This is a genomic window from Rhizobium sp. CSW-27 (assembly GCF_018760785.1).
In the GTDB taxonomy this organism is placed as follows: domain Bacteria; phylum Pseudomonadota; class Alphaproteobacteria; order Rhizobiales; family Rhizobiaceae; genus Neorhizobium.
Map to the genome: position 1 here is coordinate 451,344 of NZ_JAHHZO010000004.1, position 20,267 is coordinate 471,610.

General features: G+C 62.7%; 24 protein-coding genes. 12 read left to right on the forward strand and 12 right to left on the reverse strand.

Features of this window, described 5'->3' with window-relative positions; translation table 11 throughout:
* Window positions 1–618: 618 nt before the first annotated feature.
* The 6 genes from KLP42_RS11275 to aat all read left to right on the forward strand — a co-directional run bounded on the left by KLP42_RS11275 (window position 619) and on the right by aat (window position 7,654).
* The gene (locus tag KLP42_RS11275; protein ID WP_215566704.1) at window positions 619–3,630 is read left to right on the forward strand and encodes an Rne/Rng family ribonuclease; all 3,012 of its coding nucleotides are present in this window, start codon (window positions 619–621) and stop codon (window positions 3,628–3,630) included.
* 224 nt (window positions 3,631–3,854) lie between these two features.
* Window positions 3,855–4,619, forward strand: a complete 765-nt coding sequence (locus tag KLP42_RS11280; RefSeq protein ID WP_215566706.1) for a DsbA family protein — start codon at window positions 3,855–3,857, stop codon at window positions 4,617–4,619.
* Window positions 4,620–4,735: 116 nt separating this feature from the next.
* Window positions 4,736–5,173, forward strand: a complete 438-nt coding sequence (gene aroQ, locus KLP42_RS11285) for a type II 3-dehydroquinate dehydratase (RefSeq protein ID WP_215566707.1) — start codon at window positions 4,736–4,738, stop codon at window positions 5,171–5,173.
* 25 nt (window positions 5,174–5,198) lie between these two features.
* The gene (gene accB / locus KLP42_RS11290) at window positions 5,199–5,672 is read left to right on the forward strand and encodes an acetyl-CoA carboxylase biotin carboxyl carrier protein (RefSeq protein WP_215566709.1); all 474 of its coding nucleotides are present in this window, start codon (window positions 5,199–5,201) and stop codon (window positions 5,670–5,672) included.
* A 9-nt stretch (window positions 5,673–5,681) separates the two neighbouring features.
* Window positions 5,682–7,031: an acetyl-CoA carboxylase biotin carboxylase subunit gene (accC, locus tag KLP42_RS11295; protein ID WP_215566711.1), complete on the forward strand. Its 1,350-nt coding sequence runs from the start codon at window positions 5,682–5,684 to the stop codon at window positions 7,029–7,031.
* A gap of 2 nt (window positions 7,032–7,033) precedes the next feature.
* Window positions 7,034–7,654 (forward strand): leucyl/phenylalanyl-tRNA--protein transferase, encoded by a 621-nt coding sequence (gene aat, locus KLP42_RS11300; protein WP_215566713.1) that lies wholly within the window; start codon window positions 7,034–7,036, stop codon window positions 7,652–7,654.
* Window positions 7,655–7,670: 16 nt separating this feature from the next.
* On the opposite strand, the gene KLP42_RS11305 is transcribed toward aat, so the two are convergent.
* The 4 genes from KLP42_RS11305 to KLP42_RS11320 all read right to left on the reverse strand — a co-directional run bounded on the left by KLP42_RS11305 (window position 7,671) and on the right by KLP42_RS11320 (window position 9,771).
* Window positions 7,671–8,090 carry a GNAT family N-acetyltransferase gene (locus KLP42_RS11305; protein WP_215566715.1) on the reverse strand — a complete coding sequence of 140 codons (420 nt, stop codon included), beginning with the start codon at window positions 8,088–8,090 and terminating at the stop codon, window positions 7,671–7,673.
* Window positions 8,091–8,280: 190 nt separating this feature from the next.
* Window positions 8,281–8,706, reverse strand: coding sequence for a DUF2155 domain-containing protein (locus KLP42_RS11310; protein WP_215566717.1), 426 nt, complete (start codon window positions 8,704–8,706; stop codon window positions 8,281–8,283).
* Window positions 8,707–8,805: 99 nt separating this feature from the next.
* The gene (locus KLP42_RS11315; RefSeq protein ID WP_215566719.1) at window positions 8,806–9,204 is read right to left on the reverse strand and encodes an NADH:ubiquinone oxidoreductase subunit NDUFA12; all 399 of its coding nucleotides are present in this window, start codon (window positions 9,202–9,204) and stop codon (window positions 8,806–8,808) included.
* 99 nt (window positions 9,205–9,303) lie between these two features.
* Window positions 9,304–9,771, reverse strand: coding sequence for a GNAT family N-acetyltransferase (locus tag KLP42_RS11320; RefSeq protein ID WP_215566721.1), 468 nt, complete (start codon window positions 9,769–9,771; stop codon window positions 9,304–9,306).
* Window positions 9,772–10,065: 294 nt separating this feature from the next.
* Here KLP42_RS11320 and KLP42_RS11325 point away from each other — a divergent pair, with 294 nt between their 5' ends.
* From KLP42_RS11325 to KLP42_RS11335, 3 genes are read left to right on the forward strand one after another with little or no spacing between them, the layout of a single operon-like run.
* Window positions 10,066–10,431 carry a cupredoxin domain-containing protein gene (locus tag KLP42_RS11325; RefSeq protein ID WP_215566723.1) on the forward strand — a complete coding sequence of 122 codons (366 nt, stop codon included), beginning with the start codon at window positions 10,066–10,068 and terminating at the stop codon, window positions 10,429–10,431.
* 5 nt (window positions 10,432–10,436) lie between these two features.
* Entirely contained in the window at window positions 10,437–11,282 is an 846-nt protein-coding gene (locus tag KLP42_RS11330) for an FTR1 family iron permease (protein WP_215566725.1), read from the forward strand.
* A gap of 59 nt (window positions 11,283–11,341) precedes the next feature.
* Window positions 11,342–11,869 (forward strand): iron transporter, encoded by a 528-nt coding sequence (locus KLP42_RS11335; protein ID WP_252192907.1) that lies wholly within the window; start codon window positions 11,342–11,344, stop codon window positions 11,867–11,869.
* 60 nt (window positions 11,870–11,929) lie between these two features.
* Here the strand turns inward: KLP42_RS11335 and KLP42_RS11340 are convergent, their stop codons facing one another.
* The 3 genes from KLP42_RS11340 to KLP42_RS11350 all read right to left on the reverse strand — a co-directional run bounded on the left by KLP42_RS11340 (window position 11,930) and on the right by KLP42_RS11350 (window position 14,606).
* On the reverse strand, window positions 11,930–12,427 hold the full coding sequence (locus KLP42_RS11340; protein WP_215566794.1) for a GNAT family N-acetyltransferase: 498 nt from the start codon (window positions 12,425–12,427) through the stop codon (window positions 11,930–11,932).
* Between the two features lie 82 nt (window positions 12,428–12,509).
* Complete coding sequence (gatB, locus tag KLP42_RS11345) at window positions 12,510–14,015, reverse strand: Asp-tRNA(Asn)/Glu-tRNA(Gln) amidotransferase subunit GatB (protein WP_215566726.1); 1,506 nt, start codon at window positions 14,013–14,015, stop codon at window positions 12,510–12,512.
* An 81-nt stretch (window positions 14,016–14,096) separates the two neighbouring features.
* Complete coding sequence (locus KLP42_RS11350; RefSeq protein WP_215566729.1) at window positions 14,097–14,606, reverse strand: GNAT family N-acetyltransferase; 510 nt, start codon at window positions 14,604–14,606, stop codon at window positions 14,097–14,099.
* A gap of 267 nt (window positions 14,607–14,873) precedes the next feature.
* On the opposite strand from KLP42_RS11350, the gene KLP42_RS11355 reads away from it, so the two are divergent.
* The 3 genes from KLP42_RS11355 to KLP42_RS11365 all read left to right on the forward strand — a co-directional run bounded on the left by KLP42_RS11355 (window position 14,874) and on the right by KLP42_RS11365 (window position 15,710).
* Window positions 14,874–15,131, forward strand: coding sequence for a YjhX family toxin (locus KLP42_RS11355; protein ID WP_215566731.1), 258 nt, complete (start codon window positions 14,874–14,876; stop codon window positions 15,129–15,131).
* 80 nt (window positions 15,132–15,211) lie between these two features.
* Window positions 15,212–15,508 (forward strand): BrnT family toxin, encoded by a 297-nt coding sequence (locus KLP42_RS11360; RefSeq protein WP_252192909.1) that lies wholly within the window; start codon window positions 15,212–15,214, stop codon window positions 15,506–15,508.
* Window positions 15,459–15,710 carry a BrnA antitoxin family protein gene (locus KLP42_RS11365; protein WP_215566733.1) on the forward strand — a complete coding sequence of 84 codons (252 nt, stop codon included), beginning with the start codon at window positions 15,459–15,461 and terminating at the stop codon, window positions 15,708–15,710. The genes KLP42_RS11360 and KLP42_RS11365 overlap by 50 nt, the downstream gene beginning before the upstream one ends.
* Here the strand turns inward: KLP42_RS11365 and KLP42_RS11370 are convergent.
* The 5 genes from KLP42_RS11370 to KLP42_RS11390 all read right to left on the reverse strand — a co-directional run.
* The gene (locus KLP42_RS11370; RefSeq protein WP_353844864.1) at window positions 15,691–16,215 is read right to left on the reverse strand and encodes a GNAT family N-acetyltransferase; all 525 of its coding nucleotides are present in this window, start codon (window positions 16,213–16,215) and stop codon (window positions 15,691–15,693) included. The genes KLP42_RS11365 and KLP42_RS11370 overlap by 20 nt on opposite strands.
* Window positions 16,206–17,687: an Asp-tRNA(Asn)/Glu-tRNA(Gln) amidotransferase subunit GatA gene (gene gatA, locus KLP42_RS11375; protein ID WP_215566735.1), complete on the reverse strand. Its 1,482-nt coding sequence runs from the start codon at window positions 17,685–17,687 to the stop codon at window positions 16,206–16,208. Before gatA ends, KLP42_RS11370 begins: the two co-directional genes overlap by 10 nt.
* Window positions 17,688–17,748: 61 nt before the next feature.
* Window positions 17,749–18,036, reverse strand: a complete 288-nt coding sequence (gatC, locus tag KLP42_RS11380) for an Asp-tRNA(Asn)/Glu-tRNA(Gln) amidotransferase subunit GatC (RefSeq protein ID WP_215566737.1) — start codon at window positions 18,034–18,036, stop codon at window positions 17,749–17,751.
* 152 nt (window positions 18,037–18,188) lie between these two features.
* A complete protein-coding gene (locus tag KLP42_RS11385) occupies window positions 18,189–19,994 on the reverse strand; it encodes a DUF3857 domain-containing protein (protein WP_215566739.1) in 1,806 nt (601 codons plus the stop codon).
* On the reverse strand, window positions 19,991–20,267 hold a 277-nt coding region (locus tag KLP42_RS11390; protein WP_215566741.1), incomplete at its 5' end, for a transposase. The genes KLP42_RS11385 and KLP42_RS11390, both read right to left, overlap by 4 nt.

Below are 20,267 nucleotides of genomic sequence, written 5' to 3' on the forward strand. Positions count from 1 at the left end.
CAGGCTGCGCGCATCGACAGCCCGGACCGATTCTCGCCTCGCACGCCGCCTCCGGTAGCCGCGCCAGCGCGCCGCCTGCCGCCGCGACGGGACGGGCACCCCTTGCCTGTCCGCCTTAAGGCGCGGAAATTGATCCATAATAAGGCAGAACCGGCTTTCCGCTTGCTATTGTGACAGATAAAACATACAAGGCTTATGAGGGTTTAAGTGTCGACGGGATAGTCTGTTGATAGGCTGCCAGCAAGTGAGTTCTGGCGCCGGCGACCGGCAGACATCCGACGTCTCTACACTTCAGCCTGAAACTCTATCCAATCCGGCGATGGCCGGGAAAAGTACCGGATGGCTCGCCATCCACGCTCATCAGGAGCAAATTCATCGGGCCCCAGGTCGGGCCTATTGTAACGTCTTTCTCGTCTGGTTTTTGATGTCACGGCACGGATTGCACAAACTGGAAACGCTGAAGGGGCCTCAGGCTCCGGGCAGCGTCCGGGCAATCTCCTCTCCGGACAGGCCAGCGGGAACTTTCTTATCCGGCGATATGGATGCGATGCATGAACGGCCCGTCAGTCTGACCGGCCGTTTTGCGCTTGCGCGTCCGCGCCGAGGAGCAGAACTTCAATGGCAGACAAAATGCTTATCGACGCGTCTCACGAAGAGGAGACACGCGTAGTCGTCGTCCGGGGCAACCGGATCGAGGAATTCGATTTCGAATCGCAGCACAAGAAACAGATACGCGGCAACATCTATCTCGCCAAAGTCACCCGCGTAGAACCGTCTCTCCAGGCGGCCTTTGTCGATTACGGCGGCAACCGGCACGGCTTTCTCGCCTTTGCCGAAATCCATCCCGATTACTACCAGATCCCGCTTGCTGATCGTCAGGCCCTGCTGCAGGCCGAGGCCGAAGACCAGCGCCGCCATCCGGATTTCGATCCGGTCGACAGCCCCTCCGAGCCTGTAATCGATCTGTCCAAGGTTGAGCAGCCGGATGTCGGCATCGTGCCGCAGGTCGAGGCCGCCCTTGGTGCCGAGCCGGCTGCCGAAGCGGAAGCCGAAGTTGCCGCAACCGAAGCTGCACCGGAAGACGCTGCCGAGAAGCCGAAGGCCAAGCCGCGCCGCAGCCGTTCGCGCAAGAAGGTCGCCGAGACCGCCGAGGAGGCTTCCCCCGTCGAGGCGCCCGCCGTCGCGGAAGAGACCGCCGCCGTCGAGACGACCGATGCCGAGGATGACAGCACGCCGGACACCATGGCGGCCATGGTCGAGACCGACGCCATCTCCGAGGACGTGATCGACCGTCGCAATCGCGACGATGACGATGACGACGATGAGGAGCACGAGAAGGAAGAGATCGAATCCGTCGGCGCCGAAGACGCCATGGAAGAGGTTCCGGATCGCGTCTACCGCAAGCCGCGCAAGCAGTACCGCATCCAGGAGGTCATCAAGCGCCGGCAGATCCTGCTGGTGCAGGTGGCCAAGGAGGAACGCGGCAACAAGGGTGCGGCGCTGACCACCTATCTGTCGCTGGCCGGCCGCTACTCGGTGCTGATGCCGAACACCGCCCGTGGCGGCGGCATTTCGCGCAAGATCACCAATCCGACCGATCGCAAGCGGCTGAAGGAAATCGCCCGCGAGCTGGAAGTGCCGCAGGGCATGGGCGTGATCCTTCGCACGGCCGGCGCCAACCGCACCCGCGTCGAGATCAAGCGCGACTTCGAATATCTGATGCGCCTGTGGGAGAACGTGCGCACGCTGACGCTGAACTCCATCGCGCCCTGCCTCGTCTACGAGGAAGGTTCGCTGATCAAGCGTTCGATCCGCGATCTCTACAACAAGGACATTTCCGAGATCATCGTGGCCGGCGAGGAAGGCTATCGTGAAGCCAAAGACTTCATGAAGATGCTGATGCCAAGCCATGCCAAGGTGGTTCAGCCCTATCGCGACCTGCATCCGATCTTCTCGCGCTCCGGCATCGAGGCACAGCTCGACCGCATGCTGCAGCCGCAGGTCACGCTGAAGTCCGGCGGGTATCTGATCATCAACCAGACCGAAGCGCTGGTGGCGATCGACGTCAATTCCGGTCGTTCGACCCGCGAGCACTCCATCGAGGAAACCGCGCTGCAGACCAATCTGGAGGCCGCCGAGGAGGTTGCCCGCCAGCTGCGCCTGCGCGACCTGGCCGGCCTCATCGTCATCGACTTCATCGACATGGAAGAAAAGCGCAACAATCGCGCCGTCGAGAAGAAGCTGAAGGACTGCCTGAAGAACGATCGCGCCCGCATTCAGGTGGGCCGCATCTCGCATTTCGGCCTTCTGGAAATGTCGCGCCAGCGCATCCGTGCCAGCGTTCTCGAATCGACGACCCAGGTCTGCTCGCATTGCGGCGGCACCGGTCACGTCAGGTCGCAGTCGTCCGTGGCCCTGCATGTGCTGCGCGGCGTCGAGGAATATCTGCTGAAGAACACCACGCACGACATCACCGTACGCACCACGCCGGATATCGCGCTCTACATCCTCAACCAGAAGCGTAGCAGCGTGGTGGATTACGAGAAGCGCTTCGGCGTGTCGATCTTCATCGAATCGGACAGCGGTGTCGGCGCGACCCATTTCGCCATCGATCGCGGCGAGCCGGTCGCCAACCCGGTCAAGATCGAAAGCCTGATGCAGTTCGCCGCGCTTCCGATCGAGGATGAGGATGACGACATCATCATCGAGGAGGATGAAGCCGAGGAGCTGGAAGAGGCAGCGCCCGCTGCCGCCACCCAGGAAGCCCGCGGCAATGACGACGATCAGAACGGCCGCCGCCGCAAGCGCCGCCGCCGTCGCCGGGGTCGCAATCGCAATGGCAGTGAAAACGGCCAGGCCTCCGGCGAATCGCTCGACGGCGATGACGACGATACCGACGACCAGGACGGCGCCGCAGACGAAAACGGCGATGAAGCCGAGGCCGAGGACACCGCGGCCGACGCACAGGCCGACAACGACGAAGGCGGGCGCCGCAAGCGCCGTCGCCGCGGCAAGCGCGGCGGTCGCCGCAACCGCAACGGCGAGGAAATGTCGGCCAATGGCGATGATGCCGAAGGCGACGATGCCGACGACAGCGATGAGGGCAGTGAAGCGGCCGCAGACCAGGCCGTAACGGCGCAGGCTTCCGCCGCAGCCGAGGAACCGGTGGTCGCCGAAGGCAGCGCAGAGCCGGTCGATGCCGACGCGGAGGCTGCTGCCGAGGTCGAAGCGAAGCCTGCCCGTCCGCGCCGCACCCGCCGCGCCAAGGGCAGCGCCGGCGAGACTGTCGCCGAAGCCGCTCCGGTCGTCGAATCGGCGGTAACGGAAGAGCCGGCACAGGCCGAAACGGCAGCAGACGCGGCAATGCCGGTGGAAACCGTCGCAGAACCGGTCGCGCTCCCGACGGAAACCGTGGAAGCAGCGGCAACCGAAGCAGCGGAATCGACCGTTGCCGATGCTCCCGGCGAAGGCCCGTCCGACGACAGCAAGTCGGCGCGCGCCAACCGCGCCTCGAACATCGCCTCCTCGGAACCGGTCGTGCGCTCGTCGGCGCCGAGCGAAACCGATGGCGACGGCGAGCCGCCGAAGCCGAAGAAGGCCGGCTGGTGGCAGCGCCGCGGCTTCCTCTGAGAGCCGGGCAGACACCGACATGAAACCGAACGGCCGCGCCTTGCGCGGCTGTTTGCGTTTTGAAGGGTTCGTACGCCCCTTGCGCGGGCTTGCTGCCTACGCAGATGTGAGTTTGAACCAGGCGGCGCCTGTCGTTATGGTTGGATCATCATGAGGCGGCGCGTCCCGGATCGATTCGGCGGCGCGATCTGCCTTTGCCGAGAACCGCAGACACGAGGAAGACGATGCAGCCCTTTTCCAAAGCCATGGCCGCCCTGCTGATTGCCGGCACCGCCAGCCTTTCCGCCGGCTCCGCCGCCCTGGCGCTGGACGACCAGCAGAAGAAGGAGATGGGGGCATTCATCCGCGAATACCTGATCGCCAATCCGGAAATCATGCTGGAGGTGCAGGACGCGCTGGAAAAGAAGCAGCAGGAGGCCCGCATCGCGCAGGCGGCCAATGGCATCTCGGCCAATCGCGACGCCCTCTTCTCCTCGCCGAGCGACATCACGCTGGGCAATCCGAACGGCGACGTCACCATCGTCGAATTCTTCGACTACAATTGCGGCTACTGCAAGCGCGCGCTTTCCGATATGGACGAGTTGCTGAAGGCCGACGGCAAGGTGCGGTTCATCCTCAAGGAGTTTCCGATTCTCGGGCCGGATTCCATGGCTGCCCACCGGGTGGCCAATGCCGTGCGGCTGGTTGCGCCGGAGAAATATCCGCAATTCCACCGCAAGCTGCTCGGCGGCGAGGTGCGGGCGACCGAAGATACCGCGATCGAGGTGGCCACCTCGCTCGGCATTCCGGAACAGGCGCTGCGCGCGTCGATGGAGAGCAACCCGAGCGACCCGCTGGTGCGCCAGACCTACCAGCTTGCCAACAATCTCGGCATTACCGGCACCCCCTTCTACGTGGTGGGCGATGAAGCAGTGTTCGGCGCCGTCGGCTACCAGGAACTGGCGGAGAAGATCGCCAATATCCGCGCCTGCGGAAAGGCGACCTGCTGAACGACAGCGTCAACATCCGGCCGCAAGCGCCGGTTATGCACGGCTTTCGCGGCCAGGGGCTTTCCCTTGCCGCCTCGCCGGTCTATAGGTTGCCCTGATCTTTTGACGGGATTTCCATGAGCAAGACCATCTTTGTCCTCAACGGACCGAACCTGAACATGCTGGGCAAGCGCGAACCCGGCATCTATGGCGGAAAGACCCTGAAAGACATCGAGAGCGATTGCATCGCCGCCGGAGAGGCGCTCGGCTTCACGGTGGAATGTTTCCAGAGCAATCACGAGGGCGTGCTGGTCGACCGGCTGCACGAGGCGAATGATCGCGCCGTGGGCGTTGTCATCAATCCCGGCGCCTACGGCCACACCTCCATTGCCCTGCATGATGCGATCCGGGCGATTTCCGTTCCCGTCATCGAGGTGCACATCTCCAATATCCATGCACGGGAAGAATTCCGTCACAAGTCGATGATCGCACCGGCTGCCAAGGGCATGATCTGCGGATTGGGCCCCGGCGGCTATGTGCTTGCACTGCATGCCTTGCGCGACATAACCAGCTAAGAACAACAGAACACATAGGTTGACCATGTCTGAGAAGAAGAACGGTATCGACAAGGGGTTGATCCGCGATCTGGCGAACATCCTCAATGATACCGACCTGACCGAGATCGAAGTGGAGCAGGACGACCTGCGCATCCGCGTCTCCCGCACCATTGCCGCGCCGCAATTCGTCCAGGCCGCTCCGCAATATGCCGCTCCGGCTCCGGTCGCGGCCACGGCCGCACCGGTTGCCGCCGCTCCGGCAGCCGATGCGCCGAAGGATCGCAGCAATGCGGTTACGGCACCGATGGTCGGAACCTGCTATCTCTCGCCGGCTCCCGGCGCACGCCCCTTCATCGAAGTCGGCGCCACCGTCAAGGAAGGCCAGACGCTTCTCATCATCGAAGCGATGAAGACCATGAACCAGATTCCGGCCCCGCGCTCCGGCAAGGTGACCGAAATCATCGTCAACGACGCGCAGCCGGTCGAGTATGGCGAGCCGCTCGTTGTCATCGAGTAAGGCAGATCCATGATCTCCAAGATTCTCATTGCCAACCGCGGCGAAATCGCCCTTCGCGTCCTGCGCGCCTGCAAGGAGCTGGGCATTGCCACCGTCGCCGTGCATTCCACGGCCGATGCCAATGCCATGCATGTGCGGCTTGCGGACGAAAGCGTGTGCATCGGCCCGCCGCCCTCGCGTGACAGCTATCTGAACATCCACCAGATCGTTGCCGCCTGCGAGATCACCGGCGCGGATGCCGTGCATCCGGGCTACGGCTTCCTGTCGGAAAACGCCAAGTTCGCCGATATCCTCGACGCGCATGGCATCACCTTCATCGGCCCGACGGCGGAGCATATCCGCCTGATGGGCGACAAGATTACCGCCAAGAAGACGGCCGTCGAACTCGGCATCCCGGTCGTTCCGGGCTCGGATGGCGAAGTGAAGCCGGAAAACGCGCTGGAAATCGCCCGCAACATCGGCTTCCCCGTGCTGATCAAGGCGACCGCCGGTGGTGGTGGCCGCGGCATGAAGGTGGCAAAGACCGAAGCGGAACTCGAAGAGGCCGTCTCGACTGCCCGTTCCGAAGCGCTCGCCGCCTTCGGCAACGATGCCGTCTACATGGAAAAATATCTCGGCAAGCCGCGCCATATCGAGGTGCAGGTTGTCGGTGACGGCGCCGGCAACGCCATCCATCTCGGCGAACGCGACTGCTCGCTGCAGCGCCGCCACCAGAAGGTCTGGGAAGAGGCAAATTCCCCTGCCCTCAATGTCGAGCAGCGCATGAAGATCGGCCAGATCTGCGCCGACGCCATGAAGAAGATGAAGTACCGGGGTGCCGGCACGATCGAATTCCTCTACGAAAACGGCGAGTTCTATTTCATCGAAATGAACACCCGCCTGCAGGTGGAGCATCCGATCACCGAAGCGATCACCGGCATCGACCTGGTGCACGAACAGATCCGCGTCGCCTCGGGCGCCGGCCTGTCGGTCACGCAGGAGGACATCACCTTCTCCGGCCACGCGATCGAATGCCGCATCAATGCGGAAGATCCCCGCACCTTCGTCCCGTCGCCCGGCACCATCACGCATTTCCATGCGCCAGGTGGCCTCGGCGTACGCGTCGATTCGGGCGCCTATGCCGGCTACAAGATCCCGCCATACTATGACAGCCTGATCGGCAAGCTGATCGTGCATGGACGCACCCGCGTCGAATGCATGATGCGCCTGCGCCGCGTGCTGGACGAATTCGTCGTGGACGGCATCAAGACGACGCTGCCGCTCTTCCAGGATCTGGTGGCCAACCAGGATATCGCCAACGGCGACTATGACATTCACTGGCTGGAAAAGTATCTGGCCGGTGACAAGCCGCAAGGCTAGGCATGGCAGGGCGGCGCGGCAGATATTATCCAGCCATCACACCGGATGTTCTGCTGCGCGCCTATTCCATCGGTCTGTTCCCGATGGCCGAATCGGCGGACGACCCGGAAATCTTCTGGGTCGAGCCCGAAGTGCGGGGCATCCTGCCGCTCGATGCCTTCCACGTGTCCCGCAGCCTGACCAAGGCCATGAAGCGGCAGCCCTTCGACATTCGCGTGAACACCCGCTTCGAAGCGGTGATGAGCGGCTGTGCCGAGGAAGCGCCCGATCGGCCGAGCACCTGGATCAACGACACCATCCGCCAGCTCTATACAGAACTGCACCGCATGGGCCACGCGCACAGCGTGGAGGCCTTCGAGGACGACGAACTGGTGGGCGGGCTCTACGGCGTCTCGCTCGGCGCCGCCTTCTTCGGCGAAAGCATGTTCTCCCGGCGCACCAATGCCTCCAAGATCTGCCTGGTGCATCTGGTGGAACGGTTGCGCGCCCGCGGTTTCCGCCTGCTCGACACGCAGTTCACCACCGAACACCTGAAGACCTTTGGTGCGATCGACGTGCCGAAGCTCGATTACCTGATGATGCTGAAGGCTGCGACCGAAGCGCCGCACCTGCCATTTCCCTGAAGCGGAAAGAGCGCCGCTACGGGCAGGCGCAGTAGAAAATGATCTCCGGATCACCTTCGTCAAGATTGTCGATATAGCCGCTCGGGCGAAAGCCAAGCTTTGCAAACAGCGCCTGCATCGGCCTGTTCGACATATTGGTCGAACTGAAAAGCTTCGAGCCGGTGCTGGCGGCCTGAAAGTGCCGAACAATCGCCGCCCCCAGCCCCTGACGTCGGAATTCATGGCCAACCATCACGATTTCGATGAAGGGCTGACCAAAAAAATGATGCGTCAACACTCCATAGGCTGCCACACGGCCCCGCGATTCGGCAATGCAACAGACCGCTGTGGCAAGCCATTGGCGAATCTGCTCGCGTCGGACCGCACTGAGTTCGGCAACGGGGTCGATCGCGCAAAGCTCGTCATGATCATTTATGGTAGCCGGACGCATGTGCATGATTGTCCATACCCCGATGTCAGCTATGACCGGTTAGCCTCTGGCAAGTCCCCACGGGAGAGCGCATCGCCCCGTGAGAGTAGCTTGTTTCACAAAAACTGCAGCTGTTCAAAAACGCGTGTGGCCGCCGGTTACAGCACGACGATCCGCATGACTTCCGATCTCGGTTTCCAGCCGGCCCGACTGCGCCTTACTTCTTCGCGGCCGCCGGTGGCGGCACGTCGGACGTCTGCTTGCATCCGGTCAGCCAGACGTCATAAATCGGATGCTCCATGGCATTCAGACCGGGGCTGTCGGCGAACATCCAGCCGGTGAAGATGCGGCGGATCTTGCGGTCGAGGGTGATCTCGTCCACCTCGACGAAGCCGTCCACCTTCTGCGCTTCGCTGTCGTCGCGGGAATAGCAGGCCTTGGGCGTCACCTGCAGTGCACCATATTGCACCGTCTCGTTGACATAGACGTCGAACTTGGTGATGCGGCCGGTGATCTTGTCGATGCCGGAAAATTCCGCCACGCGGTTCTCGATTCGGGCGGCCGATGCCGGTGCGGCGCTGATGGCCGTGACGATACCGAACAGGGCGCCGAGAAGCAGCGGGCGAAGAAAGACGTGTCGCATCAACAATCTCACCACAATTGAATACCTGCCCCGGAAGGTCCCGGAGCAGGTATGCGTTAGGCCCGAAATGTGGCGCGAACGCGGAAGAAAGGCGCCCGATCAGGCGCCGGGCGTCCAGGCGTCGTAATCGCCGGTAACGCGCGGGCGTTCGCCGGTTGCCTCGAGAGAGCCTTTCGGACGATAGGCAAGCGCAGTGCCGGTCATGTTGGCGTGATGCGGCTTCTGCCATTCACGCGCAACGTAGCTTTCGCGGGACGGCGGCGTATCGGTGCGGTAATGCATCCAGCCGTGCCAGCCGGCCGGAATGGCGGAGGCCTCCGTATAGCCTTTGTAGATGACCCAGCGCCGCGGCAGGCCGAAGGAGGTCATGCCGCCTTCGTAATAGACATTGCCGAACTCGTCCTCGCCGACGCGCTTGCCATTGCGCCAGGTGAAGAAGCGGGTGCCGACCGTCTGGCCGTTCCACCAGGTGAAGATTTGCAGGAGGAGATTCTTCATAATTTTCCAACGTCCTCGCGAAGACAAGGAATGCAGTCCTTGGACCTGCTTATGCAATTTCGAGCCGGCAATGTCCAGCGCTTCGCGACAGGGCCCCCACTATTTGAGCTTCATCTTGAAACCCACATGGCTGCGCACGAAGCCAAAACGCTCGTAGAAGCGGTGGGCATCGCTGCGCGCCACGTTTGACATCAGCTGCAGCAGCCGGCAGTCGCGCCGCCGCGCTTCCTGCTCCGCATGGCGCATCAGGGCTGCGCCGATCCCCTGGCTGCGAAGATCGGCGCGGGTCTGGACCGCCTCGATCATCGCATTCGGCGCACCACGCCCGGTCAGCGAGCGCAGGAAGGTCAGCTGGTAGGTGGCCACCACCTCCCCCTCCAGCTCGGCCACGTAGAGCTGTTCGTTCGGCGCCGAGTCGATGACATGAAAAGCCCGCAGATAATCCTCATAGGCCTCGGCATCGGTGGTATCGCCATGGCCGCCGACGGCATCCTGGGCAAACAGTGCGATCAGTTGCGGCAGATCCTCCTCGCGTGCACGGCGGATGACGAGCGTGTCCGAAGCCATTGGAATGATCCTCCTCCATTTCCGACTGAGGCTCAAGTTAGCGCGGCATGGCATGGTTCTCCACACTTTATTGCTCGCGATGACGCAAGGCAGCGGCGCGCGACGCCTGCAACGGCACACCCGGCATCGGCTGCCCGCCAAGATTACAGATTGGTAAGGTCCGATTTCCCGCCACATTTTGAACATGATGCAGGCAGTCATATTTGCGCATCATCAAGGCTGTTCCAGCGGGGCGCCGGGGCCGACTGGCCTCTTGCGGCAGACCCGACAACAGCGAATTACGGGGCAGATACCATGCGTCACCGCATCCTTGGCAGGCGAACCCTTCAGTCGGCACTGCTCTGCGGGGCCGCCATAGCGGCGCCCGGCCTCGCCCTAGCCGACACCATCCAGACCTATCATCTGACGCTGGAGGACCACACCTTCCTGCCCTCGCATCTGGAGGTGCCCGCCAATACCCGCTTCCTGATCGAAGTGGCCAACAAGGACGGAACGACGGCGGAATTCGAGAGCTACGACATGAAGTTCGAGAAGATCGTCGTCGGCCAGGGCCATGTCACCGCCCATGCCGGGCCGCTTGCTCCCGGCACATACAAGTTCTTCGATGACTATCATCCCGAGGCAACCGGCACCCTGACCGCCATCGCGCCGAAGGAGTAGGGCTGATGCTGGCGAGCCTGCTGATCGTCTTTCGCGAGGTCATGGAAGCCGGCCTGATCGTCGGCATCGTGCTGGCCGCCACCCGCGGCATTGCCGGGCGCACGCTCTGGGTGCTGGGCGGCATTGCCGCCGGCGTGGCCGGTGCGGTTCTCGTCGCACTGTTTGCCGGCCGGCTGGAGGAAGCGTTTGCCGGCAACGGACAGGAAGTGTTCAACGCCTCGATCCTGTGCATCGCCGTGGTGATGCTTGGCTGGCACAATCTTTGGATGGCAAGCCATGGCCGGCAGATGGCGGCGGAGATGAAGGCGCTCGGCCAGCAGGTGGCCAGCGGCGATCGCTCCATGCTGGCCATGGCCGTGGTGATTGCCATCGCGGTGCTGCGCGAGGGAAGCGAGGTCGTGCTCTTCCTGTATGGCATCGCGATTTCGGCGGAGATCGGCTTTGCGCCGATGCTGGCCGGTGGCATTGTCGGCATTCTCGGCGGCGCGGCGCTCTCCTTCGTTCTCTATCGCGGGCTGGTTGCCATTCCGCTGCGCTGGCTCTTCTCCGTCACCTCCGGGCTCGTAGCCCTTCTTGCGGCCGGCATGGCCGGACAGGCGGCAGCCTTGCTGGCCCAGGACGGCCTGCTGCCCGCCTGGGGCTATGATCTGTGGGACACGACCTGGCTGCTGGCCGATGGCAGCCTGGCGGGACGCGCCGCCACCGCGCTGTTCGGCTATACCGCCCGCCCGCTCGGCATCCAGCTTGCCGCCTGGGCCGCCACCCTCGTCATTCTCTTCTTCGGCGCGCGCCTGATCCGCCAGTCGCACGGCCATGTCCGGTCGCCTGCACAGCCCAGACCGCAGCCCTAGCCCCAGGTCGCGGCCCCGGCCGCCTCCCTCCCCGTCCCAAGACCGAAAGGATGATTGCAATGCGCAAGTTGATGACGCTTGGCCTTCTGACAGCCGCTGCCGGTGCGCTCGCGGGCCTTCCCGCGCAAGCGCGCGAATACCCCATCGGCGGCCCCGTGACCGCCGAGCATCTGGAAATCGCCTCAAGCTACCTGGTCGGCATCGAGATGGCCCCGATGATGCAGAACATGGTGATGAGTGGCAAGGACGTGGTGCATCTGGAAACGGATGTCCACGCGAAGGAGGACAATCCCTGGGGCTTTCCGACCGATGCCTGGATCCCCTACCTCAAGATCAGCTACAAGCTGACCAAGGACGGCACGCCGTGGAGCTCGACCGGCACATTGCTGCCGATGACGGCGAAGGATGGTCCCCACTACGCCAAGAATGTGCGGATGGACGGCCCCGGCCACTACAAGGTGGTGCTGACATACGCCTCGCCGGAAACCAACGGCTTCTATCACCATATCGACAAGGAAACCGGAACGCCGGGCTTCTGGACCAAGCCCATCACCGAAACCTTCAGCTTCGACTATCCGCAGAAGTAACTGAGCGGCAGAGGGCCGCGCCGCCGTGGCGCGGCCCTCTGCCTGCGCCTTGACGGTCGCTCAGAGCAGTGGCTTTTCCATGATGATCGCCTCGATGCCGCTGCCTTCGGCACCGCAATGCTTCGTGCGATCCACCTCCACAAAACCCAGGCGCGTGTAGAAGGCGATGGCCCGCACATTGCGCGGCTCGACCTCCAGCCGCATGATCTCGGCGTCCGGAAAGCAGGTTTCGAGTTCGGCGAAGATATCCCGGCCGATCCCCTCGCCCTGAAAGGCCGGACGCACGTAAAGCTGGCGCAGCAGCGCCGTCTTCGTCATTGTGTCGGACATCACCGCATAGCCCACACCACCGATCTGGCGGCCGTCATCGGCCACCAGAAATTCGCCATCCCGCTTGCCGATGCTGGCGCGGATGGTGGCGGGGCGATGCCAGGCGGCGATCAATTCATTGACCTTTGCCTCGCCATAGAAGGCGTCATAGGTGGCGTGCCAGGTTTCAACCAGCACCTCGCGGATGGCATCGACATCCTGCTCGGTGGCGGTTCGGACAAAAAACACCATGGGGTCCCTCCGGGACGACGGGCCTCAGACTTAAAAGCGCATCGGTGGCGCCCGGTCGCAACGGACCGGGCCGGCCGCCTTATTCGTCTTCGATGCCGAGCTTCGCCTTGACCAGCGCCTGCACGGCCTGCGGATTGGCCTTGCCGCCGGTGGCCTTCATCACCTGGCCGACGAACCAGCCGGCAAGCGTCGGCTTGGCCTTCACCTTGGCCACCTGGTCCGGATTGGCGGCGATGATGTCGTCGACGGCCTTCTCGATGGCACCGGTGTCGGTCACCTGCTTCATGCCACGGCTTTCGACGATTTCCGCCGGGTCGCCGCCCTCGTTGAAGACGATCTCGAAGAGGTCCTTGGCGATCTTGCCGGAAATGGTTTCGGCCTTGATGAGGTCGATGATGCCGCCGAGCTGGGCCGGCGAAACCGGAGTCTCTTCAATGCCTTTGCCGGCTTTGTTCAAGGCGCCCAGCAGATCGTTGATGACCCAGTTCGCCGCCGTCTTGCCATCGCGTCCTTCGGCAACCGCCTCGAAATAATCGGCAATCGCCTTTTCGGAGACGAGCACGGATGCGTCATAGACCGACAGGCCGAGTTCGGCGACGAAACGTGCCTTCTTGTCGTCCGGCAATTCCGGCAGATGCGCCTTCAGCTCCGCCACGAATGCATCGTCGAATTCGAGCGGCAGCAGGTCCGGATCGGGGAAGTAGCGATAGTCATGCGCATCTTCCTTGGAGCGCATCGAGCGCGTCTCGCCCTTGTTCGGGTCGAACAGGCGGGTTTCCTGGTCGATGGTACCGCCCTCTTCCAGGATCGCGATCTGGCGGCGGGCCTCATATTCGATCGCCTGGCCGATGAAGCGGATCGAGTTGACATTCTTGATCTCGCAGCGCGTGCCGAAGGCTTCGCCCGGACGGCGCACGGAGACGTTCACGTCGGCACGCATCGAACCTTCGTCCATATTGCCGTCGCAGGTGCCGAGATAGCGCACGATGGAGCGCAGCTTCGTCATATAGGCCTTGGCCTCGTCCGACGAGCGCATGTCGGGCTTGGAGACGATTTCCATCAGCGCCACGCCGGAACGGTTGAGATCCACATAGGACATGGTCGGATGCTGGTCATGCATCAACTTTCCGGCATCCTGCTCCAGATGCAGGCGCTCGATGCCGATCTCGATATCCTCGAACTGACCCTGGCGGTCGGGACCGAGCGAGATGACGATCTTGCCTTCGCCGACGATCGGATCCTTGAACTGCGAGATCTGATAGCCCTGCGGCAGGTCCGGATAGAAATAGTTCTTGCGGTCGAAGATCGAACAGTTGTTGATCTTCGCCTTGAGGCCGAGACCGGTGCGAACGGCCTGCTTCACGCATTCCTGATTGATGACCGGCAGCATGCCGGGCATGGCCGCATCCACCAGCGACACGTTGGAATTGGGCGCCTTGCCGAACTCGGTCGAGGCGCCGGAAAACAGCTTGGACTTCGAGAGCACCTGGGCGTGCACTTCCATGCCGATGATCACCTCCCAGTCGCCGGTGGCGCCGGGAATGAGGCGTTTCGGATCAGGCGTACGGACGTCGACAATGGTCATGGAAAAAGCTCTTCATGCAGTCTGTTCGGTTGTTCGTCAGGTAGAGCAAATGGCGCGGTGGCGCAAGCTTTGCGACCGCTCTCACACGTCATAGCCGTAAGGGGCATCCTCTTCCTCGACAAGCTGCTTGGACATGCCGACCGACTGCACATCCTGATCGAGCTTCGGCGAATAGACGACGGAGAGCCAGTTGACCGCATAGCCCTTCTTTTCGAAGAAACGGACCGCCTCGACATTGCGCGCATGGGTTTCCAGCCGGGCGACTGGATGGCCGTGCGTGGCGATCTGCTCCTCCATCTCGGACAGCAGAGCGCTGCCGAGCCCTCGCCGCTTGAAGGCGGGATCGATCCAGAAGTCGCTGATCAGCTCGTCCAGCCCCTCGCGTGCGGCCCAGCCCGCAACCACGCCCGCCTCCTCCACCACGGTGATCGTCAGCCAGGCGGCATGGGTGAAGCCGCGAAAAGCCGCCTGGGCGTTGTCGCGCAGTTCGGGGCTGACACCGATCGCGCCCATCGCGTCCTCCCAGGCGCGCAGGCCGATTTCGCTCAGCAGCTCTGCTTCATCTTCTCGGGCATTGCGGATGGTCGGCATGGTCGGCCCTGCATGTCAGGCATCAGTAGACCACCGCTGCCTTCGCCTGCCAAGGGCAACCTTCGGCTAACAGGTTGATCTGAAGCCATTAATTCGCTATTTTCAACAGGAGATGGAGTTTTGATGTCGAAATCGTCCGAGTCCCGATAAGGGGCGACCTGCCGAGCCGCCTCGCAGGTTGCCCGAACAAAACCGAACCCCGGCGCAAATCCTTGCGTCCGGAACCGTTTTTGTGCGTCCCCACGGGACCTTTCGGACCTCAAGACCATGGACATTTCCCGCGCCGAACAGCGCATCCTCCACCTGCTCGCCCAGGGCGGCAGGATCGAACTCACCCGCAACGACCAGCGCAAGATCGACAAGGTGAGCCTCTTCACCCGGGAAGGCTGGCTGTTTGCCGGCCTCGACCTGACAACCTTCCGCAAACTGAAGCAGAAGCGTGCCATCGCCTCGAAGGGCGGCAAGCCCTACCGCATCACCGAACGCGGCCTCGTTCTGGTGCGTGCGGAGCAGGACAACCGCTAAGGCCTCGGCCGGCGCCGCAAGATCCGGCGCCGGCCTTGCTCGTACCTGGACTTGTCGTTACATTAAGGTATGGCGTTTGAATGGGACGACGCGAAGAACCGCGCCAATCTGGAGAAGCACGGTCTGTCCTTCAAAGAGGCGAGCCTTATCTTCGACGGTCCTGTGCTGACGCCCGGGACGACCGCTTTGCCTATGGCGAAGAACGATGGATCACCATCGGCGCGATTGCGGATATCGTCGCCATCGTCGTCGTACACACGGACCGCAAAGGCGTGACCCGACTGATTTCGGCGCGTCTCGCCAACAGGAAAGAAAGGCAACGCTGCCATGAGCATCTCGCCGAACCGCCTGCGGGCTCTGGCAGAGCGGAGCGATGAAGCCATCGACTATAGCGACATTCCGCCGCTTGATGATCGCTTTTTCGAAGCCGCCGAACTCGTTCAGCCGGCAGGCAAGGCGCAGATCACGATGCGCATCGATTCCGATGTGCTCGACTGGTTTCGCGCCCAGGGAAAGGGATATCAGACGCGGATGAATGCCGTACTGAAGACCTACATGCTCACACAGTCGAAGCGTTGACATCCGGATCAGGCTTCAGCCGCATCTCCAGATGCACCTTCTCATGTTCCATGCCGAGACTTGTGGAATATTCAAGCCCGCGCCAGACGATCGAAAAGCCACACCGCTCATAGAGCCGGATGGCGCCGGCATTGCTGCCATGGGTGTGAATGCGCGCCCGCTCAAGGCCCTCGCGGCGCATGACAGAGAGCAGATGCTCGACCAGTGCTCGGCCGATACCCTTGCCCTGGCGGGTGGGATCGACCCACAGATCGGAAATGTAGTCGGGCTCCGTCTCCCGCGCCGTCCAGCCGGCAATCCGGCCGTCGAATTCCGCGACCGTGATCTTGTCTGTGGCCTCGGCGGGAAAGCGCTCATAGGCGAGCCTCACCTGTTCCAACCGGTCGAGCGGCAGACCGCTCTCGCGAAACGCGTCGCTCGATTGCCATGCGGCAAAGCCGACTGCGGCGACCGCCCGGTGATCGGCGGCCGCCATCAAGCGGATGGTGAGCTTCGTTACCACCACTTCGCCGGCGAAAACGTGCCGGCGGCCTGTTCGATCACATGCGCCGTCTTGAACAGCGTCTCTTCCTCGAACGGTTTGCCGATCAGCTGCAGGCCGAGCGGCAGGCCCTTGTGGTCGAGACCGGCGGGAACGGAGAGACCCGGCAGGCCCGCCATGTTGACGGTGATCGTAAAGACGTCCTGCAGGTACATCTTGACCGGATCGGCAGCGAGTTCCTTGTCGCCGATCGCGAAGGCCGAAGACGGCGTGATCGGGGCGAGGATCGCATCGACGCCGGCATGGAAGGCATCCTCGAAATCGCGCTTGATCAGCGTGCGCACCTTCTGCGCCTTCAGGTAATAGGCGTCGTAGTAACCGGCAGAGAGCACGTAGGTGCCGATCATGATGCGGCGCTGCACTTCCTTGCCGAAGCCAGCGGCGCGGGTCTTCTCGTACATGTCGGCGATATCGCGGCCATCGGCGCGCAGGCCGTAGCGCACGCCGTCATAGCGGGCGAGGTTGGAAGAAGCTTCGGCGGGCGCCACGATGTAATAGGCCGGCAGGGCATATTTCGTGTGCGGCAGGGAAATCTCCACGACCTCGGCGCCGGCATCCTTCAGCCATTCGACGCCCTGCGCCCAGAGCTTTTCGATCTCTTCCGGCATACCCTCGAGACGGTATTCCTTCGGAATGCCAATCTTCATGCCCTTCAGCGACTGGCCAAGTGCTGCCTCGTAATCCGGCACCGGCAGATCGACGCTGGTCGTGTCTCTCTTGTCCACGCCGGCCATTGCCTTCAAAAGGATCGCTGCGTCGCGCACATCACGGGCAATCGGGCCGGCCTGATCGAGCGAAGACGCGTAAGCAACGATGCCGAAGCGCGAGCAGCGGCCATAGGTGGGCTTGATGCCGACGGTGCCGGTAAAGGCGGCCGGCTGGCGGATCGAGCCGCCGGTATCGGTGGCGGTGGCGCCGGCGCACAGATGCGCGGCAACGGCAGCCGCAGAGCCGCCGGAGGAACCGCCGGGCACCAGCTTCTCGTCGGAGCCTTCAGCCTTCCACGGGTTGACGACCGGGCCGTAATAGGAGCTCTCGTTGGAGGAGCCCATGGCGAACTCGTCCATGTTGAGTTTGCCGAGCATCACGGCGCCCTCGCCCCAGAGCTTTCCGGTGACGGTCGACTCATAGTTCGGCTTGAAGCCGTCGAGGATATGGCTGCAGGCCTGCGTGTGCACGCCTTCGGTGGCAAACAGATCCTTGACGCCGAGCGGAATGCCTTCCAGCGCACCGCCCTTGCCCTCGGCAAGCCGCGCGTCGGAGGCTTTTGCCATGGCGATCGCCTTGTCGGGCGTCACGGCCACATAGGCGTTCAGCGCGCCATTGGCGACGTCGATCGCCTTCAGATAGCTTTCGGTCAATTCGACCGCGGAAATCTCGCGGGCCTTCAACTTGTCACGGGCGGCGGCGATGGTGAGGCTTGTCAGGTCGGTCATGATGATCAATCAGCTCAATTCGGAGGCGGCGGATAAAGGTCGGAGGCGCAGGGTGAAACGCTTACTCGACGACCTTCGGCACGAGGAAGAAATTCTGGTCGGTCGCCGGGGCATTGGCCACCACATCGGCCGCCTTGTCGCCATCGGTCACCGCATCCTCGCGCTGGCGCATGGTGATCGGCGTGACCGAGGTCATCGGCTCGACGCCCGACACATCCACTTCGGACAGTTGTTCGACAAAGCCGAGAATGCCGTTCAGCTCACCCATCATCCGTTCTGCCTCCTCATCGGTGACGGCAATACGGGACAGGCGCGCAACGCGCTTCACGGTGGCAAGGTCGACGGACATGATCTCTCTCCGGCTTCTGGATTTCCCTCCCGCTATAATGGCCGCGTCCGGGCTTCGCAACGGGTTTGGCAGGACGAGACCACCTTATCGGCGGGGCACGGTGCGCTTGGCCCCGCAAAGGGAGGCAGCGCTGCACCGGCACATCGCAGGCGTCAGGTCTTGTGGGTTGAGGCGATGCCGAGAATGGAGCCCTGGTCGGCAACCAGGGCCCGGAAGAGCTCCTCCACCTGGCTATAGCTTACGGCCGGAACAACCCATTGCTTCAGCACCAGCGTGCGATTGACGGTCAGGCTGCCGCCCGCACTCTCGTAATGCGCATCATAGCCTCCGGCCTCGTTCGTCACATGCACGTCCTCCGGTACACTTACGAAGCTTTGGCCTGCTGGCGCTGTCAGCGTCAGGTGCCAGTTCAGCGTCTTCGGTCCGAAAAAGGCACCAAACCGTCGCGGTTTGCTGCTACCGAGATAGCTCTGTGGGGAGGGATTAGGCGAGAAATCCGGCATCGCAGGCAGAACAAAACCGGTCGGTTTCACCGCCTGCGGCGCGCTCCAGTTCATGGAAAAGCCCAAGGGAATTTCGAGATCATCCGGTTTAGTCACCTGCAGGCTGCCAGTCGCCGGCTGGGGAAGACGCGCCGCCGCGTTCCTCATCACAGTGAGTTGTCGCTTGTCCGTCGCTAGCTCGCGACGCAGGTAGACACCAAGCATGGGCGTCATCGACACGCGCGCCGTGCCGGACAGCGACCCGTCTTCTGCAATGGCGACCGTGCCAGTGGTGGATAACTGCGCGTCCTCCGGCTTTAGCGCCGGTATCCGTCGCATCACCGGTGTCGCTGTTGCATGTAGGGCCGGCTTGCCGACCAGGCCATAATCCATCACGCCGAAGGGCGTGAACTTATCGGTCGGATTGGCATAGAGGTCAAATTCCGGCAGGTAGATGATCATGTGGTTGAAGGCCCCGGTTTCCGGCGCCGGCCACTCTGCCTGAGCATCCGACCATTTCACGATCACTGGCTCGGAAGCAATGCCCCTCGCCTTCAGCAGCGCCTGCAGCAACACGACCTGATCCTTGCAGTCGCCATAACCGGCCGCCAGCACCGCAGACGCATCATGCGGGATATAGCCGGCTTCGTCGCTCAAATAGATAGCGACATACCGGATATGTGCGCTGACCCAGGCATACAGCGCACGAGCCGCCTCCAGCCCGGTCTTGTCGCCCGCGATCTGATCCGCCAGCGCCTGGATCTCGCGCGTCACCGCATCCTTGCCCTCGGCGAGCCTGTGATAGCGCGCACCGAGATCCGCATAGTCCTTCAGCGTCGACAGCGTGAACAAGGGCGCAATATCATCAAGAGGCGGCATATGCGCTTCCTCATCTTCGGGCGAGACACCTCGCACATGCGCCTCCGCCTCAATGAAACGGCGCCCCTCCATGGTCTCGTCGCGGACCACAGCGAAGCCGTTGCGCGCGCCGATCGACAGCGGCTTGTCCTTCGATACGTGCACGGATACATAGAAGTCACCGGTCCGGACCGGCGACAGATAGAAGCTGGAGTTGAAGCCGGTGGCAGCAAAGGCCCGGACCGTCTTTCGTTCCACCCGCAGATGCACTCTGGCACCAACCGTGATCTGCGGCAGCACGATGGTCGCCGTCATCGTCGAGACAAAGCCCGGCGCGGCATTGGCGGCGCGGCTCGGGCGCACCATCACGTTCTCTGGCGCCACGTTCAGGCGCTTACCGTCAGGCGTGTCCACCCACCCCTGCAAAAGCTTGAAGGTCTGATGCTCGGGATCGAAGAGATAGGACATCTGCCCGGCACCGGCGATGTCACCGGTACGCAGGATGGTCCGGTCGAAGGTTTCAGTAAAGGTGCCGGTGTCGTCGTCGTTGACCTCCACCTCGTCGTGAAAAACAACCTCCGAATCGGAAGCAAAGGGATTAGAGCGTTTCCCTTTCATGCTGGATCGTAACCACATGATGTGAAGAAGTTGCGAGCCTCTTGTGGCTCGACGAGGTCAATCAGTTTCCCGATCCTGTCCCAAAGGCCAGTTACGGTGCGCTCTGCTGCCTTGCGCAGCAGCGCTTTCAGTTTTGAGAATGCCTTCTCTATGGGATTGAAGTCTGGGCTGTAGGGCGGGAGGAACAGCATGCGCGCACCGGCCGCTTCGATCATCTCACGCGCCGCCGGTCGCCTATGGCTGGAGAGATTGTCAAGGATGACGACATCGCCA

What these genes read in the sequence shown, in the direction of transcription:
- KLP42_RS11275 (WP_215566704.1), top strand. Translation starts at nt 619, where the DNA reads ATGGCAGACAAAATGCTTATCGACGCGTCTCACGAAGAGGAGACACGC.
- KLP42_RS11280 (WP_215566706.1), top strand. Translation starts at nt 3,855, where the DNA reads ATGCAGCCCTTTTCCAAAGCCATGGCCGCCCTGCTGATTGCCGGCACC.
- aroQ (WP_215566707.1), top strand. Translation starts at nt 4,736, where the DNA reads ATGAGCAAGACCATCTTTGTCCTCAACGGACCGAACCTGAACATGCTG.
- accB (WP_215566709.1), top strand. Translation starts at nt 5,199, where the DNA reads ATGTCTGAGAAGAAGAACGGTATCGACAAGGGGTTGATCCGCGATCTG.
- accC (WP_215566711.1), top strand. Translation starts at nt 5,682, where the DNA reads ATGATCTCCAAGATTCTCATTGCCAACCGCGGCGAAATCGCCCTTCGC.
- aat (WP_215566713.1), top strand. Translation starts at nt 7,034, where the DNA reads ATGGCAGGGCGGCGCGGCAGATATTATCCAGCCATCACACCGGATGTT.
- KLP42_RS11305 (WP_215566715.1), bottom strand. Translation starts at nt 8,090, where the DNA reads ATGCACATGCGTCCGGCTACCATAAATGATCATGACGAGCTTTGCGCG.
- KLP42_RS11310 (WP_215566717.1), bottom strand. Translation starts at nt 8,706, where the DNA reads ATGCGACACGTCTTTCTTCGCCCGCTGCTTCTCGGCGCCCTGTTCGGT.
- KLP42_RS11315 (WP_215566719.1), bottom strand. Translation starts at nt 9,204, where the DNA reads ATGAAGAATCTCCTCCTGCAAATCTTCACCTGGTGGAACGGCCAGACG.
- KLP42_RS11320 (WP_215566721.1), bottom strand. Translation starts at nt 9,771, where the DNA reads ATGGCTTCGGACACGCTCGTCATCCGCCGTGCACGCGAGGAGGATCTG.
- KLP42_RS11325 (WP_215566723.1), top strand. Translation starts at nt 10,066, where the DNA reads ATGCGTCACCGCATCCTTGGCAGGCGAACCCTTCAGTCGGCACTGCTC.
- KLP42_RS11330 (WP_215566725.1), top strand. Translation starts at nt 10,437, where the DNA reads ATGCTGGCGAGCCTGCTGATCGTCTTTCGCGAGGTCATGGAAGCCGGC.
- KLP42_RS11335 (WP_252192907.1), top strand. Translation starts at nt 11,342, where the DNA reads ATGCGCAAGTTGATGACGCTTGGCCTTCTGACAGCCGCTGCCGGTGCG.
- gatB (WP_215566726.1), bottom strand. Translation starts at nt 14,015, where the DNA reads ATGACCATTGTCGACGTCCGTACGCCTGATCCGAAACGCCTCATTCCC.
- KLP42_RS11350 (WP_215566729.1), bottom strand. Translation starts at nt 14,606, where the DNA reads ATGCCGACCATCCGCAATGCCCGAGAAGATGAAGCAGAGCTGCTGAGC.
- KLP42_RS11355 (WP_215566731.1), top strand. Translation starts at nt 14,874, where the DNA reads ATGGACATTTCCCGCGCCGAACAGCGCATCCTCCACCTGCTCGCCCAG.
- KLP42_RS11360 (WP_252192909.1), top strand. Translation starts at nt 15,212, where the DNA reads ATGGGACGACGCGAAGAACCGCGCCAATCTGGAGAAGCACGGTCTGTC.
- KLP42_RS11365 (WP_215566733.1), top strand. Translation starts at nt 15,459, where the DNA reads ATGAGCATCTCGCCGAACCGCCTGCGGGCTCTGGCAGAGCGGAGCGAT.
- gatA (WP_215566735.1), bottom strand. Translation starts at nt 17,687, where the DNA reads ATGACCGACCTGACAAGCCTCACCATCGCCGCCGCCCGTGACAAGTTG.
- gatC (WP_215566737.1), bottom strand. Translation starts at nt 18,036, where the DNA reads ATGTCCGTCGACCTTGCCACCGTGAAGCGCGTTGCGCGCCTGTCCCGT.
- KLP42_RS11385 (WP_215566739.1), bottom strand. Translation starts at nt 19,994, where the DNA reads ATGAAAGGGAAACGCTCTAATCCCTTTGCTTCCGATTCGGAGGTTGTT.